At 53.8% G+C, this 16,586-nt stretch carries 18 protein-coding genes, 1 tRNA gene and 3 pseudogenes; 8 read left to right on the top strand and 14 right to left on the bottom strand.

Annotated features, from left to right (window positions below; genetic code table 11):
- Positions 1–66: 66 nt before the first annotated feature.
- From flgA to SGP1_RS00255, 3 genes are read left to right on the top strand one after another with little or no spacing between them, the layout of a single operon-like run.
- Positions 67–687: a flagellar basal body P-ring formation chaperone FlgA gene (gene flgA / locus SGP1_RS00265; RefSeq protein ID WP_050747273.1), complete on the top strand. Its 621-nt coding sequence runs from the start codon at positions 67–69 to the stop codon at positions 685–687.
- 42 nt (positions 688–729) lie between these two features.
- Positions 730–954 carry a flagellar biosynthesis protein FlgM gene (locus SGP1_RS00260; RefSeq protein WP_011409893.1) on the top strand — a complete coding sequence of 75 codons (225 nt, stop codon included), beginning with the start codon at positions 730–732 and terminating at the stop codon, positions 952–954.
- Between the two features lie 38 nt (positions 955–992).
- Positions 993–1,436 carry a flagella synthesis protein FlgN gene (locus tag SGP1_RS00255; RefSeq protein ID WP_011409892.1) on the top strand — a complete coding sequence of 148 codons (444 nt, stop codon included), beginning with the start codon at positions 993–995 and terminating at the stop codon, positions 1,434–1,436.
- 65 nt (positions 1,437–1,501) lie between these two features.
- Here SGP1_RS00255 and SGP1_RS28820 read toward each other — a convergent pair whose 3' ends face one another.
- From SGP1_RS28820 to eptB, 9 genes and pseudogenes are all read right to left on the bottom strand, one after another.
- Entirely contained in the window at positions 1,502–1,714 is a 213-nt protein-coding gene (locus SGP1_RS28820; RefSeq protein WP_148203309.1) for a flagellar protein FlhE, read from the bottom strand.
- A gap of 212 nt (positions 1,715–1,926) precedes the next feature.
- Positions 1,927–4,023, bottom strand: a complete 2,097-nt coding sequence (gene flhA, locus SGP1_RS00245) for a flagellar biosynthesis protein FlhA (RefSeq protein WP_011409891.1) — start codon at positions 4,021–4,023, stop codon at positions 1,927–1,929.
- The gene (flhB, locus tag SGP1_RS00240) at positions 4,004–5,167 is read right to left on the bottom strand and encodes a flagellar biosynthesis protein FlhB (protein ID WP_011409890.1); all 1,164 of its coding nucleotides are present in this window, start codon (positions 5,165–5,167) and stop codon (positions 4,004–4,006) included. Before flhB ends, flhA begins: the two co-directional genes overlap by 20 nt.
- 406 nt (positions 5,168–5,573) lie before the next feature.
- A complete protein-coding gene (gene motB, locus SGP1_RS00235) occupies positions 5,574–6,599 on the bottom strand; it encodes a flagellar motor protein MotB (protein WP_011409889.1) in 1,026 nt (341 codons plus the stop codon).
- Positions 6,596–7,492, bottom strand: a complete 897-nt coding sequence (gene motA / locus SGP1_RS00230; protein ID WP_011409888.1) for a flagellar motor stator protein MotA — start codon at positions 7,490–7,492, stop codon at positions 6,596–6,598. Before motA ends, motB begins: the two co-directional genes overlap by 4 nt.
- Before the next feature lie 95 nt (positions 7,493–7,587).
- A complete protein-coding gene (gene flhC, locus SGP1_RS00225) occupies positions 7,588–8,178 on the bottom strand; it encodes a flagellar transcriptional regulator FlhC (RefSeq protein WP_011409887.1) in 591 nt (196 codons plus the stop codon).
- Between the two features lie 4 nt (positions 8,179–8,182).
- Positions 8,183–8,530 (bottom strand): flagellar transcriptional regulator FlhD, encoded by a 348-nt coding sequence (gene flhD / locus SGP1_RS00220; RefSeq protein ID WP_011409886.1) that lies wholly within the window; start codon positions 8,528–8,530, stop codon positions 8,183–8,185.
- 1,006 nt (positions 8,531–9,536) lie between these two features.
- Positions 9,537–9,613: transfer RNA gene (locus SGP1_RS00215), tRNA-Pro, on the bottom strand.
- Positions 9,614–9,694: 81 nt separating this feature from the next.
- Positions 9,695–11,397 (bottom strand): annotated as a pseudogene (gene eptB, locus SGP1_RS00210) (kdo(2)-lipid A phosphoethanolamine 7''-transferase).
- Between the two features lie 77 nt (positions 11,398–11,474).
- Between eptB and SGP1_RS31095 the strand changes: the two are divergent.
- Positions 11,475–11,738: a hypothetical protein gene (locus tag SGP1_RS31095; RefSeq protein WP_041866478.1), complete on the top strand. Its 264-nt coding sequence runs from the start codon at positions 11,475–11,477 to the stop codon at positions 11,736–11,738.
- Here SGP1_RS31095 and SGP1_RS26075 read toward each other — a convergent pair.
- Both SGP1_RS26075 and SGP1_RS00200 read right to left on the bottom strand, forming a co-directional pair.
- Positions 11,619–12,049, bottom strand: a pseudogene (locus SGP1_RS26075) (organic hydroperoxide resistance protein). The gene SGP1_RS31095 and the pseudogene SGP1_RS26075 overlap by 120 nt on opposite strands.
- Before the next feature lie 134 nt (positions 12,050–12,183).
- Positions 12,184–12,642 carry a MarR family winged helix-turn-helix transcriptional regulator gene (locus SGP1_RS00200; protein WP_011409885.1) on the bottom strand — a complete coding sequence of 153 codons (459 nt, stop codon included), beginning with the start codon at positions 12,640–12,642 and terminating at the stop codon, positions 12,184–12,186.
- A gap of 62 nt (positions 12,643–12,704) precedes the next feature.
- Between SGP1_RS00200 and SGP1_RS35420 the strand changes: the two genes are divergently transcribed.
- The 3 genes from SGP1_RS35420 (at position 12,705) to SGP1_RS00190 (ending at position 14,601) form a co-directional block, all read left to right on the top strand.
- Entirely contained in the window at positions 12,705–12,929 is a 225-nt protein-coding gene (locus SGP1_RS35420) for a hypothetical protein (protein WP_341532829.1), read from the top strand.
- Positions 12,922–13,299: a hypothetical protein gene (locus tag SGP1_RS00195; protein ID WP_050747271.1), complete on the top strand. Its 378-nt coding sequence runs from the start codon at positions 12,922–12,924 to the stop codon at positions 13,297–13,299. The genes SGP1_RS35420 and SGP1_RS00195 overlap by 8 nt, the downstream gene beginning before the upstream one ends.
- A 93-nt stretch (positions 13,300–13,392) precedes the next feature.
- Positions 13,393–14,601 (top strand): multidrug efflux MFS transporter, encoded by a 1,209-nt coding sequence (locus tag SGP1_RS00190; protein WP_011409884.1) that lies wholly within the window; start codon positions 13,393–13,395, stop codon positions 14,599–14,601.
- Between the two features lie 318 nt (positions 14,602–14,919).
- Here the strand turns inward: SGP1_RS00190 and SGP1_RS00185 are convergent.
- A pseudogene (locus SGP1_RS00185) lies at positions 14,920–15,519 on the bottom strand (nitroreductase family protein).
- 163 nt (positions 15,520–15,682) lie between these two features.
- On the opposite strand from SGP1_RS00185, the gene SGP1_RS00180 reads away from it, so the two are divergent.
- The gene (locus tag SGP1_RS00180; RefSeq protein ID WP_050747270.1) at positions 15,683–15,985 is read left to right on the top strand and encodes a hypothetical protein; all 303 of its coding nucleotides are present in this window, start codon (positions 15,683–15,685) and stop codon (positions 15,983–15,985) included.
- Here the strand turns inward: SGP1_RS00180 and SGP1_RS22785 are convergent.
- Together SGP1_RS22785 and SGP1_RS22780 are read right to left on the bottom strand one after the other, a co-directional pair.
- Complete coding sequence (locus SGP1_RS22785) at positions 15,954–16,208, bottom strand: hypothetical protein (protein WP_148203308.1); 255 nt, start codon at positions 16,206–16,208, stop codon at positions 15,954–15,956. The genes SGP1_RS00180 and SGP1_RS22785 overlap by 32 nt on opposite strands.
- Positions 16,205–16,474 carry an acyltransferase family protein gene (locus tag SGP1_RS22780; RefSeq protein ID WP_050747268.1) on the bottom strand — a complete coding sequence of 90 codons (270 nt, stop codon included), beginning with the start codon at positions 16,472–16,474 and terminating at the stop codon, positions 16,205–16,207. Before SGP1_RS22780 ends, SGP1_RS22785 begins: the two co-directional genes overlap by 4 nt.
- Positions 16,475–16,586 lie beyond the last annotated feature (112 nt).

The raw sequence follows: 16,586 nt of genomic DNA, 5'->3' as shown, positions 1-16,586 counted from the left end.
CCATTAAGTCAGCTATGCCTTTTTTTATTTCCTTTATCCGCCGCGGCAGAAAGTGGCGACGCGTTAGTGACGCGGCTGGAATCACTATTACGCCAGCAGCGCCCGGATCGTTCTCTTGTGCAGAAAGTCACGCTCATCACGCCGGCGCGACTGTTGCCGGACTGCCCGTCGCCGCAATTACAATTGGCAAGCTATGGTCGTCTGAGCGGCAATATGAGCGTTACCGCCCGCTGCGGCGCGCGGCGATATTTTTTGCAAATCAAGGTTAGCGCCCGCGGCGATTATTGGGTGGCGGCCCGCGGCCTGCCCTCGGGGACCGCCCTTGGCAGCAAGAATGTCGCACGGGAAAACGGGGAGCTGGCCGGTCAGCCGCGCAATGTGATATTCGCGACGCAACCGGTGACCGGCTCGCTCACGACCCGTGCGATTCAAGCCGGTCAGCCGCTGACGGCCAATATGCTGCGCGCGCCCTGGAAAGTCCGCCAGGGCAATCCGGTGGCGGTCGTCAGCCGTGGACCTGGTTTTCAAGTTCGCCATTATGGCAAGGCCATGAGCGATGCCGCGGTCGGGGATGCGCTGCGGGTACGTCTGGCGTCAGGCCAAATGGTCAGCGGCGCGGTCGATAATCAGGGCGTGGTGTTGCAAAATGCACTCCCTTTCTCAAGTTTTACCGCGCCGGTCCGATAAGCAGAACAGTAAGCCGTCCCATTCTCAGGCGAGGAGTGAACTATGAGCATAGAACGCACATTACCCGCGCATGCCATCATGGCGGTGGTGAATGACCTGCGTCACGGTCAAGAGATAACCCTTAGCGATACCCGATTACAAATGCGTCGCCAAGATGTCGACCCCAACCTCGTCGCGCAACTTCAGCATGCGATCGGTCAAGGAAAGCTGATTATGGATTCAGGGCGCGTGGCGGATGCCCTACTGATGAATGCCTGGCAAAATTAATGCGACTCACCGCGCCAAAAGCCGGAGACAAGACGATAATGGATAATCTGACGCTTGCGTTACGCCAGCTCGACCAGGCGCTTGATAAACTCGGTCAGATACTGCAGGCGGAGTATCAATTACTGATGGCTGTGCCCCTGCAGCCCGTTGCACTACAGGGCGTTACCCATGACAAAAGTCAGCAGCTTAGCGCGGTAGCCTATTACGATGCGCTGCGCCAGCGGGCTGAAGTTAACTGCGGATTGCGGGCGCCTTATGCATGCCATCCCGATCTGGACGACCTGTGGGCGCTGATCCAGGCCCGAACCCGGGATCTGCATGAGCTGAATCAACGCAACGGGGTGAGCCTTGAAGCACAAATGGCGCATGTCCGTTCCCTTAGCTCCGCGATAAAGGCACTTGCTCCGCAACAAATGTTCTATTGCGCCGACGGCGCTTCACATCATGGTATGCGGCTGCAAAATCTCGATATCAATGCCTGATTTTCATCGATTCACGCGACGTTAATACGCAACACTTTTCCTTCCTTTGTCGCCACGCCGGCGCATCAGGTAAAATCAACCGTGAGCTGCTGCGATACCTCGAGCGGCGATGATTTTCCATCCGGCGTATAGCGATAAACAAAATAAAAGGGTCCGCGCGCGCCCACCAAGCCAGTGCCCTGCCCGACAAGCGTGTGCAGCCGTACGTAGCGCTCCTTACCGCACAGCATCAGGCTAAATCCAGGCGGCGGCGCGGTACCCGTAATCGAATGTGCCAACGTAACTGATTTACGCGGCTGCGTTCAGGGACTTGCGCCGGCGCCGTAAACGTCGGCGAAGCTATCGGCAACACGCCGGCATCGACCTTGATTCCGTGTCGGCCGCCTGCGCCAACGGGACGCTCATCAACCATAACAGGAGGAAAAAAGGTATAGGAGGTCCTATCTACAGGAATAGATTGTCCCGCGGCCGGGAGGTGGCGGGATTGGGATTAGTCAACCGCCGCTCCAATCATCGTATTAAAGCGCACCGGCCGGTTGTCGGCGATTTCGGTACTGGCCAACACGGTCAGCTGCGGCAGTGAGCGGCGCAAAAAGCGTGAAAGCATGGCGCGCAGAATCGGATTGACCAGCAGAACCGTCGGCGCCCCCAGTGCCAGCTGCCGCTGCAGCGCCCGTTCGGCCTGGACCAGCAACCGATCCGCCACGCCAGGCTCTAGCGCGCCGCCGTTTTGTACCGCCTGTATCAGCACCTGCTCCAAAACCACCTCCAGGCCAATGACCTGAATATCCCCTGTACCGGGAAACCAGCGTTGGGTAATGGCGCGGGCCAATTTATGGCGTACCAGACTGGTTAACATGTCTACATCGTTTTGCTGCGGCGCATGTTCCGCCAGACACTCCACTATCGAGCGCATATCGCGGATCGAAACCTGTTCAGCCAGCAAATTTTGCAAGACTTTATGCAACGTCGTGAGCGAGAGCACATCCGGGATCAAATCCTCGGTAAGCTTGGGCATTTCACGACCCAAATGCTCCAGCAATTGCTGCGTTTCCTGGCGGCCAAACAGCTCCTCGGCATGCTGCATGAGCAACTGGTTGAAATGTGTCGCGACCACCGTGCTAGCATCCACCACGGTATACCCCAGCGCCTTGGCCTCATCGCACAGTACCTGGTCTATCCATACAGCCGGCAGGCCAAACGCGGGTTCCTGACACGGGTCGCCCGGCAGCGTATCGTTGGCGCTACCGGGATTGATGGCCATCCAGCACTCGGGATAGGTATCCCCGCAGCCGATTTCCACTCCGTGCAATAAGATGCGGTAGTGGGTCGGTGGTATTTCTAAATTATCGCGAATATGTACCACCGGCGGCAGATAACCCATTTCACGGGCGAATTTTTTGCGGATCCCCCGTATGCGCTTTAACAGTTCCGCTCCCTGACCGCTATCCACCATCGGGATCAGCCGATAGCCTACCTCTAATCCGAGGGTATCCTCAGTCTGCACGTCGTCCCAGCTTGCTTCCTCGTTTTGCCGGGTTTCCGGCGCCGGATTATCCCTCGGCGCGCCCCCCGCCGTCGCTTCCCCCCGCATCACCGTATGATGGCGCAGCAGCCACGCGATGCCGAGCAGCAGCAATGTGAATAACAGAAAGACGACATTCGGCATCCCCGGCACCAGTCCCAGCAAACCGATCACCGCGGCGGAGAGCATCATGACCCGGGGATTGTTGAACAACTGGCTGACCATCTGCTCACCCACGTCCTGATGGGTGGCCACGCGCGTGACAATAACGCCGGCGGCGGTCGAGATGACCAGCGCCGGTATTTGCGCTACCAACCCGTCGCCAATGGTCAACAGCGTGTAGGTATCTCCCGCGCGGCCGAGATCCATGCCGTGCTGCAAGACGCCGACCAACAAGCCGCCAATCAAGTTGATGGCCATGATCAATAAACCGGCGATAGCGTCACCGCGGACGAATTTACTGGCGCCGTCCATAGAGCCGTAAAAATCCGCCTCTTGTGTCACTTCCGCACGCCGCTGTTTGGCTTCTTCTTCGCCGATAAGCCCGGCGTTCAAATCAGCGTCGATAGCCATCTGCTTGCCCGGCATCCCGTCCAACACAAAGCGTGCGCCGACTTCCGCTATACGTCCGGCCCCTTTGGTAATTACCATAAAATTGATAATCACCAGAATGGCGAACACCACAATACCGATCGCAAAGTTGCCACCCACCAGAAAATGACCGAACGCGTCGATAACCTGCCCCGCCGCCGCTTCCCCCCGATGCCCGTGCAGCAGAATAACCCGCGCCGACGCCACATTGAGCGCCAACCTCAACAGGGTGGAAAATAACAACACTGTGGGAAAAGCGGCAAAATCGAGGGTGCGCTGCGTAAACATCGCCACCAGCAGGATCATTATCGATAGCACGATATTGAAGGTAAAAAAGAGGTCCAGGGCGAAGGGGGGCAAGGGCAGGATCATCATCGACAAAATCATGATGATGACGATCGGGCCCGCAAAGATTTGCCACCTGGTCTGGCTGAAATCGGTTAAATGCAGTTTAGCTACCAGGTTTACCATTAAAAATACTCCCTTTTGCACAATCCATTGCTTTCGGTACCGTGAGGTTGCCCGGTTGACGGGGCCGCAATCCCCCTTGTTTGCGCCAGCGACGCAAGCCATATACCCAAGCCAGCACTTCCGCCACGGCGCCATAGAGCGCCACCGGAATAGCGCTGCCTATCTCGCAGTGCCGAAACAGAGCCCGGGCCAGCGGCGGCGCCACCAGAGTCGGAATCCGATGCTGCTCCGCCCGCTGGCGGATATTCAGCGCGACGGCGCCGGCCCCTTTCGCCAATAACCGCGGCGTGGTCATACGCATTTGTTCATATTTCAGCGCCACCGCATAATGTGTCGGGTTGAGGATGACGACATCGGCCTTCGCCACATCCTGCATCATCCGCTGCTGCGCCTGTTGGCGCTGGCGCTGACGAATCAGGCTTTTCAGTTGCGGATCGCCTTCCTGTTCTTTGTATTCTTCGCGGATATCATGACGCGACATCCGCAGTTTTTTCATATGGCTGAATAACTGATACAGAATGTCGAACCCCACCACAGGGATGAGGGCCAGGATTATCACCAATACACACTGGCTGATGAGCGACAGGCTTTCAGCCATCACCCTGTGAGGTGCGCCCTGCGCCAGCTGTGTCATCCGCGGCCAGACAAACCACAACGCGGTGCCGCAGGCGCCGCCCACCAGGCAAACTTTAAATAGCGTCTTGATAAATTCGGCAATCATCTGCATAGAAAACAACCGTTTCAACCCGCTAAAGGGGTTCAACCGTTTGAGATCCAGGCTGACGGCTTTGCTGCTAAACATCACGCCGCCTATCAACATCGGTGCACCGGCGGCGACCAGCGTCACGCCGAGGATCAACGGTGCGCACGCCAGCAAGGCCTGACGCACCAGACCGGAAAATTGCGCCAGCAGCCAGTGCCGATCGCCGTTGATGTGGAAACTAAACGTCAGTCCGCTTTCCAGCATCAGTCCCATACCCTGGGCAAGATGCCCCCCCGCCAGCCATAACAGGCTCCAGCCCGACAGCAACATCAGCCATGACACCAATTCTTTGGAACGCGGGACCTGGCCTTCTTTGCGTGCTTTTTGTAGCCGGTGAGGGGTGGGCGCCTCGCTTTTTTCCAGATCGCTTTCTTCGGCCACGGTAATCTGCCCTTACCTAGTCAAAAAGTCATCTCAGGGCTTTTAGCCTACTTAACGCAAGATGATCTGATGAGGTGAAGAAACGCCGGATACGCGTGGCTTTTACCGGACGATGCACTCAGACGGCGGTCCATCAGGCCCCGATGACGCGGTAAGCGGTCTTACGACCGCGCCGCGCAGGCGTGAGTCAGGCAAATACGCAATAGCAGATAAAGATCTGAGGCGGGTCGCCGTGCCGGTGTAAGATGCAGCGCACCGCAAGCTCCCGCAGCAGGGTCAGACACGCCTCGTCGAGGGCTGAACACAGCGCATTAGCGTTAGGCATGTTGCGCTGAAAAGGGGGGCGACAGGCAGCGTCAGGGTGTGCCTGGTGGTCGATATCGGCGTGTTCTCGCCGCTGCCACCATTACCCTTTACCCTTGACCGGCGCGGACGACGCCGCGTCAGCTTGCGCCGCGGGTGACACCTCTGTCGCGGATGCGGCCTTGGGCGGGGCTGGCGCGACGGGCTTAGCGGATGAGGCGGGCGCCGATCCCTTGCCGGCCGGGGGCGAGGCCAATCGCCACAATTGCGCTGCCGCATCCTTGCCGCCGTCAATCTCTTCGCTGACGCTTTGCGTATTTTCCTGGCGGATAGCCTCTTCCTTCTCACGGGTCAGAATGACGATACTGATGCGCCGCTGGGCGGCGTTATCATCAACTTTTCCCGCCGGCGCCATGGTATTCGCCATGCCGATAACCCTGAGAATTTTATCGCCCGCCAACCCGCCTTCCACCAGTTCACGGCGCGAAGCATTGGCTCGATCGGTCGACAACTCCCAGTTACCATAACCACGCTCGCCGTTGAGATAAGGCTGATTATCCGTGTGTCCGGCCAGGCTTATGCGATTGGGCAAATTATCAAGCACCGGCGCAATAATACGCAAAATACTGCGCATATAAGGCGCAATCGCCGTGCCGCCGGTAGCGAACATCGGCCTTTTTTTACTGTCGATAATTTCAATACGCAATCCATCATGCACCAGCGTAATGCGCATATTCGGCTGCAATTCTCGCAGCCGCGGATCGTTGCGCAACATCTGCTCCAGACGATGGCGGGTATTCTTCAGACGCTGAATATCCCGCTGATGTTCCAGTTCACGCTGGCGCAGACGCGTCAGCCCGTCGGTGTCTTTCGCGTCAACCGGCAGCGGAATGTTACCCATGTTGAATTTACCGTTATGGGTCAGTGCCTCCTTCAAAGGCATCTTGAAATAGTCGGCGATCTGCTCGCGCTGCTGCGGCGTCGTTGCCCCCAGCATCCACATGACCATAAAAAATGCCATCATTGCAGTCATGAAGTCGGCATAGGCTATCTTCCACGAGCCGACATAATGATTAGCATTCTGCGCCCTGCGCCATTTGATCACAACCGGTGGTGAAGGCTTTTTCATGAATTAACCGTCGTTTCAGCCGATTCCATCAGACCAGCTTTTTTTATTCTGCGCAGGTGGGCTTCTAATTCATCGAAGGAGGGACGTTCGGAGGAGTAAAGGGTCTTGCGGCCGAATTCAATCGCGATCGGCGGCGCATAACCGTTTAAACTAGAGAGCAATGTCACCCTGATGCATTGCAACATCTTGATGTGCTCATCGCCTTTCTGCTTAAGCAACGCCCCCAGCGGCATAACGCAACCGTAGGCCAGGAGTATACCGAGCAGCGTTCCTACCATCGCATTGGCAATTAAAGCGCCGAGTTCGCCGGCAGGCCGGTCCGCCGCGGCTAGAGCATTCACTACACCCATCACCGCCGCAATAATACCGAAGGCGGGCAACGCATCACCCACCTGCAACAGGCTACTTACCGGGATATCATTTTCTTGTTCATAGGTTTCTATCTCCTCATTCATCAGCGCCTCAATTTCATAAACGTTAAGATTACCGCTGACCATGAGTCGCAGGTAATCAATCAGGAAATCGATAACCAATTTATCGGCTAGCAATGAAGGATAGTGGGCGAAAATGACGCTGTTGTGCGGATCGTCAATTTCTTTTTCCAGCGTGATCAATCCTGATTGGCGGCTTTTGGACAGCAGGCGATACATCAGCGCCATGACATCCATATACATCGCTTTATTATAACGCGATGAATGAAACAAGCGCGGAAACGACTTTAAGGTAGCAAATATGGCCTTTCCATTATTTCCTACAATAAAGGTACCTAATCCCGCCCCCACAATAATCATAAACTCCGCTGGCTGAAACAAAGCGCCGAGTTGCCCTTCTGCCAACAAAAATCCACCAAAAATCGACATAAACACAATGATATAACCAACGATAACTAGCACGGTGATCCCTTACAAGATGGTGACATCCGGAAAATGAACGTTGTATCCAGTGGTGGAATAATCCGTTTGTGAAAAGGGTATTCAGTGCACACTGTTCAACATGGCTTTACATTGCACATATTCCGTTGTCTCAAGTTATATATGCGATTATCGGCGGCGGCATGGGAAAGTTTACGCTTTTTAACAGCCCTTGAAGGGGGATGGCAAAAGCTGCAAACAAAGTTATGGGGCGGGTGAAAGGCATAAGTAATAAATGCTCCCCCACATAGCTTGCAGCGCGTTTGACCCAGTAATTGGCTGTCGATAAAACGGAGCAATATCCAGGCTCGGGTCAACCCGAGCAACGGCCCGCCATCCTGACGCTGCGGGCACAGCTCAAGATACAGCCTATAAGCTTTTATCATTGCCTCGATTGTCGGGATATTTCCTACGCGAATCAGGCAAAGATAAGCGTTGTAAAAGGCGGAAGAGTGTATATTTTGCTCCCATGACAGAAACCAGTCTGCGGAAAATGGCAACAATCCTTTAGGTGCCGGCGTTCCTTTGACTTCCTTATACAATCTTAGCAATCGACTGCGGCTCAGGCAGGTTTCATTTTCCAGAATGGGTAGCCGGGCGCCAAGCGCAATCAGCTCCATGGCCAGCTGTATGTCCCTGGATTCCTGCATGATACTTTTCCTGTACACGGGATCATTCCTTAAGCAAACGGGTAGGATCGGGAGTCGCTGAATTAAGCAACTGCGTAGACAGCACAATCCCTGTATGGACCTGCTGTAACTCATCGACACGGGATTCGCGCGTCAGGCAATTGATGATCTGTTCGTCGTCCAGGCGCAGCAGGCAAATAAGCTGATTGATCTCGCCAAGCTTTATCAATTCAGACAGTGAAAGTCCCGCCAGTTTATCGAGCGTGTCTTCACCCACTCCCAGGCGGAATCCCGCTACCTTCTTATCTTTTTTGATAAGCTCCTGGGCAAGTAAGAGATAGGATAGATTTATTTCATGTATATTCCTGAGAAGGTTATCACTACTCATCATCGATGCATCCTTGTTATTTTAATAGCAAAGGAGAGTTAAGCATTAATGACCGCAAAGCATTAAAGAGAGATATCGGTCACCAGGCACTTATTTAAACTTACACTTAGCAAGTTAATAGTTTATTAACTTTGCAATTACTGCCCTAGGGCGCTATTTATAATGGCCTAACCGAAAGCATTATTATCTTAACCACGCCACCCATGCAAACATATTTTTTACCATCCATCTCAGGCGGCAATTAATGATAAGTAACAGTCATCCTACGCGCTAATTCGGCGTACAATAGCCTAACACTTTATTATTTATCCATTGATCAAAAAAAGAAATTACATCACTGCCTCATTAGTAAATCCATAATCCGCTGATTTAATGTTTCGGCGGACATTTATGTTACATGGTCTGTGACGCTTGCGATTGACCACACAATATACATACTAGTTATATTGCAATACAAATAAAAAATCGCATTTTTACGTGCTAACCCGTCATTAGTCACACTTGTAACTTACATTAAAAAACACAGCCTTAATCATCGCTTATTTTGCCAATTAAATATCGTTTCAGCCGGTTAAAATCACTGGCTATCATTTGAACCGATAATTAGCAACGCTAACCTTTTTACCTTATTTTGCCTCCGTCGGACTAAATGGGCTGTCGTAATAACACGTGGACTTGCCCGATGGCGGGATATTAATCGCTGTCCCTCCACCGCAATCCAGACCGGCGGCGCGAAGGAGGGTGCCGTTGATATGTCGAATAGCGCTGTCGCGACAACGACACGGGAGAGCGTCATCATAACCGTCAATGCCATTTTAGGTTAAGCAAGGGTAATCATTGCCGGCGTGTTGAAGCCCTTCTGTATCGCGTTAGCGGTTTTTACCGCCCGGGGCATATCGCCAGAAAGCGCGAAGCGGTAACGACAGGACAAAAAAAACAGCGGACCTTTTCAGGCCCGCTGTTAGTAGCGATAACGTGCGGCTTGTTGCATCACGCTAAGGCATAAAATTGGTCGGTGAGAGAGGATTCGAACCTCCGACCCATACGTCCCGAACGTATTGCGCTACCAGGCTGCGCCACTCACCGTAATGCGGGCGCATATTACTGCGCCGCGCTACAGGCGTCAATCCCTTTTTCAGTAAATACCGTCAACTGTTTACAAACTCATCAGCCACGATTAACCGTGACGGCCGACGACAATGCAGAGGGTTTCTGGCACCAGTTATTTTGCGCTTTGATACCCCCGTTCGGCGACCGATATCCCAGGCACCCCAGCAGGGTATCGAACAATTCTTCATGCCGATGGATCACACCTGCGCGCTGCTGAGCCTGCAGACGCCCGAATGCCTCATGATTCTCGGGGTTAGCCAGGAAAGCATTGGATGCCCAGACCATCATCGGCACGCGGAACTGCTACGGCGGCGCCATGTCGCGCGGCGTACCGTGCAGGTGATAATTCTCATCAATAGACTCGCCGTGGTCGGCGGCATAAAACACCAGCGCTTTTTTATCGCGGACCTGATCGATGACATTATCGATGAAACTGTCGGTATACAGCACGCTGTTATCAAACGCGTTGATCAGCTGTGCTTTGCTGCAGGCCTGATCGACACCGATACACTCCGGCTGATAACGGACAAAACTGCTCGGATAGCGCTGGGAGTACAGATAGTGCGATCCTTCGGTGTGCAATATAACTAAATGCTTGCCCTGCGGATGGCGCGCCAGCGATTCCTTCAACTCGTCAACCAACAGCATATCGTCAACAAATTTGCCGTCGTTGCGCTTCTCTGAGGAGATCATTTCACGGAAGGCATAATTATTGGCGTCGGTGTTATTGTAAAACCACACCTCGCTTTGCATGGCGAATAGCTCGAAGGTAAGCCCAATTTACGCATCACGGCAAAGACATTTTGCTCTTTTAGCATGCGCTGCGGATTATCGAGCGTTCCCCCTTCGCGCACAAACATACAGCGTAGGGAGAGTTTGGTGGAGGTGTCGCAGGAATGCCCGCGGAACGCCACCAGATTTTTCTCGCGGGACAATTTCGGCGTGGTATCACGTTCATAGCCCAGCAGGCCCATATGATCCCAGCGGGTCGTCTCGCCGATAATAAACACGACATAGGTATCATCAATGCCCGCCGGCGGGATATAGGCAAACTGTTTGGCGGGATCAAACAGGCTCTCGTTATCCTGGCTTTCATCAAGACGCGTATAGGCGAATAGCCCAAGCGCCGCCAGCCAGTTCGACGGCAGATACGAGTGCGCCACCAAACCGCCATAGCTGGGCATATCGATATTAGTGATGCGTTCACGCAAATTTTGCGCTTTATCCTGATAACGCACCGGCAACCACACCAGCGCGAGTACCACCAACAGCCCCAGCAGGGATTTCAGCCGCCTTCCCGGCGTTTTCATTTGCTGAAACAGAGTATCCGCGAGGGCATTTTGCCATATCAGCAGCAGCGGCAGGGCGCTTACCCCTACCATCCAGACCAGGAATTTTACGCCCACCACCTCGCGGGATAGATCGATATCGGTGGTCATGACCGAGGCGATGATGCCGTAACCGATAACGACATTGAAATAAGTCATGTAGTAGCTGGCAGCAACCGAGATCAGTACCAGCAATGACGCCACGACGCGATACAACAGGCGCCCGCCGAACGACAGTATCCACATCAAAAAGAAGGTAGAGAGGATGGCGGCGGTGATTTCGGTTAATGCGATGACCATATGCCCGACCGTTGAGGACGGGTGCAGCATATCGAATCGATGGATAAAGACCGAGAGATTGAGGAACAGGCCGATATAGATGGCAAGCAGCAGGGAAAGCGTCTGGTGTGACAGTGTTTTTACAATTTTCATTTAAGGCAAAAGCCCAGCAAAGATAAGGTCGTGACGGCCACAGGGCTTAACACTGACGCAACGACAGGCTAAATTCGATGGTAATTGAGCAGCGCAATAGTGACCGATTGAAATTTTTTGACAAGGAAAATAGCAAAAAGTTTTCGCACAAGCGCAGCGGGAAACGAAACGCGGGCATGAATACGCCGGAGGACGATTCCCCCGGCCATTCAGAGAAGGTATTAAGCGGTAATGACCTGCAGAGAGACATCGATGTTATTGCGGGTAGCGTTGGAATACGGGCACACCACATGGGCTTTCTGGACCAGATCTTCCGCCACGCTGCGCTCGCCCACCGGTAAATGAATCTCTAGCTGAACCTCAATGGCAAAACCGGTGGCGATCGCCCCGATACCGACAGTGCCTTCGATAAAGGTTTCGGACGGCAGCGGGGTTTTGGTCTGCGCGGCGACATGTTTCAGCGCGCCAAGGAAACAGGCCGAATAACCCGCGGCAAACAGTTGCTCGGGGTTGTGAACGCCCCTCCCTGTCCTCCCATTTCTTTAGGCAGACCCAATTTGACATCCAGCACGCCATCGGAAGACGTTGCACGCCCGTCACGGCCACCGGTAGCTTTTGCTTTCGCGCGATATATTACTTTCTCGATCGACATAAAGACTCCTTTGTTGGGGGTAAAAGATTTCCCGCGCACGGAAAAATATAACTAACGATTAAATCGCTTACTATATAAATTAGTGAAAGACATACGCCTGATGTGACCCGATCAGACTCCCGCGTTACCGGTCGTCACCACTGCGCCAAATGGCCGCGCAAGGTCTCCAACTCGCGTTTCAGCGCTCCAAACTCTTCAGCGCTGCACGACGAAGCGCAGAGAATATCTGCCGGGATGGTCGCCGCCAGCACGCGCAACGAACGCCCCTTATCCGTCAGGCGGATAATGACTTTCCGCTCGTCATCGGCGGAGCGAAAACGTCCCAGCAGGCCCGCGCTCTCCATACGTTTGAGTAGCGGCGTCAGCGTCGCGGAGTCGAGGAACAATCGCTCGCCAATGTCGGACACCGTGACCGCATCCCGCTCCCAGAGCACCAGCATCACCAAATATTGAGGATAGGTCAGGTCCAGCTTGGCCAATAATTTGCGATAAACCTTATTCAGCGCCAGATTGGCCGAATAGAGGGAAAAGCAAAATTGCTGGTCCAGCAACAGCAGTACGTCGTCTTGGCTATTATTCGCGGAAGTGTTCATAGCAAAGATTATAGATAGCGCACGATATAGTAGCAAGTCATTTCCTGGTCTATAATGACTTAATGAAGTTTGATGACCGCTATGGCGGCGCGACAATCGGAGGGCAGATTATGCCGACACTTGAGCAGCGAGCGCGACACTTCGCCCGCGATGCCCATGGGAAACTCGATCAGCGCCGCAAATACACCCAAGAGCCCTACATCATCCATCTGGCCGCCGCCTGGCTCCACGATACCGTAGAAGATACCGGCGTAGATACAGCAGCGTTTTGGCGCCGACGTGGCTGAACTGGTGGAGATGCTAACGCTGCCGCCCTTCCCCACCCAGACCTCACGCGTGGTTAAACAACAGGCCGCCCTGCGCCATTTAGCTGACGCCTGCGATGAAGCGAAGACCATCAAATTGGCGGACATCATCGACAATACATGCTCGCTTATCGGCTATGATGCCGGCTTCACCAGCGTTTATCTGATTGAAAAAAAACTTCAGCTAAAGGTATTGCGCGTCGGTGATAGCCGACTATGGCACGAGGCGGAACGGACACTGGACAAAGGCTTGCAGACATTGCGTCAGCCGCCCCATTCAATCAGCGATGAGTGGTTTAAACAATTAACCGTCAGCTATCAAAACAACCCGCAGCGGCTGCACGGCGGTTAAAAACGCCGGGGCGGGCAATTTTCGATAGGGCAGCTTGAGCAAGGATGGTACCCTATATTCCCACCTCACTTTTGCTCGGTGTAAGTACTGACTATGGAAGCCTGGAAGGTCAATATTATATCGGTCTGGCTGGGATGCTTTTTTACCGGCCTGGCGATGAGCCAAATCCTGCCTTTTTTGCCGCTGTATGTGGAACAACTCGGCGTCCGCTCGCACGAATCTCTCAGCCTTTGGTCCGGTATGGTGTTCAGCGCCACCTTTTTAGTGTCGGCCATCGTGTCGCCCCTGTGGGGCAGTATGGCGGACCGCCGCGGGCGCAAGCTGATGCTTCTGCGCGCCTCGCTTGGTATGGCGGTAGTGATAGCCCTGCAGGCTTTCGTCACCAGCGTCTGGCAATTGCTGTTGCTGCGCGCGTTGATGGGGCTGACCTCGGGGTATGTTCCCAACGCCATGGCGCTGGTGGCGTCGCAGGTGCCGCGGGATAAGAGCGGCTGGGCGTTCGCCATACTGTCGACCGGCCAGGTTTCCGGGGTGATTATCGGTCCACTGCTCGGCGGTTTTATGGCCGACCATCTCGGTCTGCGGGTGGTCTTTCTTATCACCGCCGCGCTGATGACCGTCAGTTTCCTCATTACGCTTGTGTTAATCAAAGAACGAGTGGTGACGGTAAAAAAGGCCGATCAACTGCACGGACGGGCAGTATTCGCCGCGCTACCCTACCCACGGTTGATTCTGACGCTGTTTGTCACCACCATGATGATTCAGCTGACCAACAGTTCCATCAGCCCGATCTTGACCTTATTTATTAAAGAGCTCTCTAGCGACCATGATAACTTGGCGTTCATTAGCGGTGCGATTGCCGCGGTGCCGGGGGTGTCGGCGCTGCTGGCCGCTCCGCGCCTTGGCCGCTTAGGGGATCGTATTGGTACGGCGCGCGTGCTGATGACGGCGTTAGGCTGCCTGATTGCGCTGTTTTGCATCATGGCGCTGGTCAGAACGCCGCTACAGCTGGGAATATTACGCTTTTTAATGGGATTTGCCGAAGGGGCGTTGATGCCGGCGGTGCAGACGCTGCTGGTAAAATACTCAAGCGATCAGGTCACCGGTCGCGTTTTTGGCTACAACCAGTCGTTTATGTATCTGGGAAATGTTGCCGGCCCGCTGGTGGGCTCCAGCATTTCGGCATTGCTGGGCTTTCGCTGGGTCTTTATCGCCACCGCCGCTCTGGTGCTGATCAACACCTGGCAGTTGCATGCCGGGATACACAAACTTAGCGTCGCGCGCGAGCGGAAATCCGTCTAAGGACAACAGCTTAGATCCACGGATAATGACCACCCATTTGGACCACCATGACCCCAGCACATACGGCGATGAAAAATAGAAAGACTAGCAGAATTCGGGTCATGGCGTTTCTCCTCTTGTTGGTTAACGTCTGAAACCAGCGCCCCCTGGCCGCTAATCATCCCACGTCAGGGGCGCCGATCCGGTTCGGAATTGTCTGTTTTTTTAGACGGCCCGGACTATAACTATAGCCGCCACGCGCGAAAGTAAAACCGCCATTGCGTTAAGGGCAAAAAAAGACCGGCGCAGAGGCCAGCCGGTCGAGCCTGTCATTGCAGCTTATTTGAATACCTTGAAGCGGGTTCCATCGGAGATATACGTCTTTTCACCAGCGGGGTTCTCAATCGAGCCAAACGGCATCTGCGCCTGCAATTTCCAGCTGTCCGGCAGCTGCCAGGTCGCTTTGACTTCATCGTCAATCAGCGGGTTATAGTGCTGCAAACTGGCGCCGATCTTTTCCTACGCCAGAGCGCTCCAAACCGCGAATTGCGCAATCCAGGTGGAATGTTCGGACCAGATCGGAAAATTATCGGCGTAAGCGGCAAATTGTTTTTGCAGTTCATCGATGACCGTGGTGTCTTCAAAAAACAGAATCGTACCGGCGCCGGCGGCAAAGGACGATAATTTGTTTTCGGTCGCTCCAAAGGCTTCCGCCGGCACAATTTTTTTCAACGTGCCTTTGACAATGTCCCACAGCTTTTCATGCGCATGGCCAAATAAAACCACGACGCGCGAGCTTTGCGAGTTAAACGACGAAGGGCTGTGCTTCACCGCCTCTTTGACCAGCGCGGTAATGGCGTCCGACGACAGTGGAACGTTTTTGCCGAGGGCATAAATGGAGCGGCGCGCAGCTATGGCGTCGATAAAAGCATTACTCATAGTGAAGCTCCTGCAAAAGAGAAGGGATCGGCGGCATACGCCAGCCGTCATAATTCATTGAATAGCTTAAGCCTTATTAGCGTGCTCTGTAAATCATCCCCTTGGCGCAAAATGTTGACTATGCTGATAGGACTTAACGCAAAAATTCTGAATGTCACTCGTTATGATGATTGAAACCCTTTCCTTGACTGACGCCGTCAAGGGCGTTCCTAACAATACATTACCGGTGGTGATTTACCGCGGGGTGATCCCCGGCGGCACAGTACATCCAACGGTGTGGCTTGAAAGGCATTTCGCCGCCAACGGCTGGCCGGCGCAATGGTGCTACGGCATTTATCCCTTTACGCATTTTCACAGCAATACCCATGAACTGCTTGGCGTCTACGCCGGCCAGGCGCAGATCCAGCTGGGCGGCGAAACCGGGCCGGCGTCGGTCATAAAGCCATTGAGACCAGCGCGGATTTGAACCAAATGAACAAACTCACCGCCGCGATGAGCACGACGGCAAGCAGAAATACCACCGCCGCCAGCGGTGTAACACGTTTGTTATCCAGCGTCAGCAGACCAATCGCGCGGCCGAAAATGGCATACAGCAGATAATAAACCATGTTGCCGTTGATAAATAAGTTCACCGGCACGATCTTCACGTCCGCCAGATGGCCGGCGCTTAACGCTTTTAACTGAATCAACGGCGACAGCAAATAGAGAGCAATAGCAGCGTAGAAATACCATAAATGATATTTTGTAATATCCCTGACAGTGCCTGTTGCGCGCTGATAGGGGTAAGCAAGGCCATATAGACCAGCCCTACCACACTGTAGAACAGTAAACAGCCCGCCAGACGAAAAAGGTGTTTCTTTGTCGCCGCACGTTCGCCGTAAAACAGATAGCCGGAAATCATCATAAAGAGCGGCACCGCCACGCGCGAAGCCGAATTGAGCATATTGGCGAACATCCAATTATGTTCCCCTACGATATTGCTGTGAGTTACATAATAGGTAGTGTATATATCACCACCATCATACAAGCGCAGCCGTGCAGATTGTCTATCCAGATAAATTTTTTTT

It is taken from the genome of Sodalis glossinidius str. 'morsitans' (genome assembly GCF_000010085.1).
Taxonomy (GTDB): domain Bacteria; phylum Pseudomonadota; class Gammaproteobacteria; order Enterobacterales; family Enterobacteriaceae; genus Sodalis; species Sodalis glossinidius.
Note: the sequence above shows the minus strand (reverse complement) of the source record. Positions and strands in the feature narration are given on the sequence as shown.

Coding starts and splice junctions, on each gene's coding strand:
- SGP1_RS00260 (WP_011409893.1), top strand. CDS start 730: ATGAGCATAGAACGCACATTACCCGCGCATGCCATCATGGCGGTGGTG.
- SGP1_RS00255 (WP_011409892.1), top strand. CDS start 993: ATGGATAATCTGACGCTTGCGTTACGCCAGCTCGACCAGGCGCTTGAT.
- flhA (WP_011409891.1), bottom strand. CDS start 4,023: ATGGTAAACCTGGTAGCTAAACTGCATTTAACCGATTTCAGCCAGACC.
- motB (WP_011409889.1), bottom strand. CDS start 6,599: ATGAAAAAGCCTTCACCACCGGTTGTGATCAAATGGCGCAGGGCGCAG.
- flhD (WP_011409886.1), bottom strand. CDS start 8,530: ATGATGAGTAGTGATAACCTTCTCAGGAATATACATGAAATAAATCTA.
- SGP1_RS31095 (WP_041866478.1), top strand. CDS start 11,475: ATGGTAATTGAGCAGCGCAATAGTGACCGATTGAAATTTTTTGACAAG.
- SGP1_RS00200 (WP_011409885.1), bottom strand. CDS start 12,642: ATGAACACTTCCGCGAATAATAGCCAAGACGACGTACTGCTGTTGCTG.
- SGP1_RS35420 (WP_341532829.1), top strand. CDS start 12,705: ATGAAGTTTGATGACCGCTATGGCGGCGCGACAATCGGAGGGCAGATT.
- SGP1_RS00190 (WP_011409884.1), top strand. CDS start 13,393: ATGGAAGCCTGGAAGGTCAATATTATATCGGTCTGGCTGGGATGCTTT.
- SGP1_RS00180 (WP_050747270.1), top strand. CDS start 15,683: ATGATGATTGAAACCCTTTCCTTGACTGACGCCGTCAAGGGCGTTCCT.
- SGP1_RS22780 (WP_050747268.1), bottom strand. CDS start 16,474: ATGTTCGCCAATATGCTCAATTCGGCTTCGCGCGTGGCGGTGCCGCTC.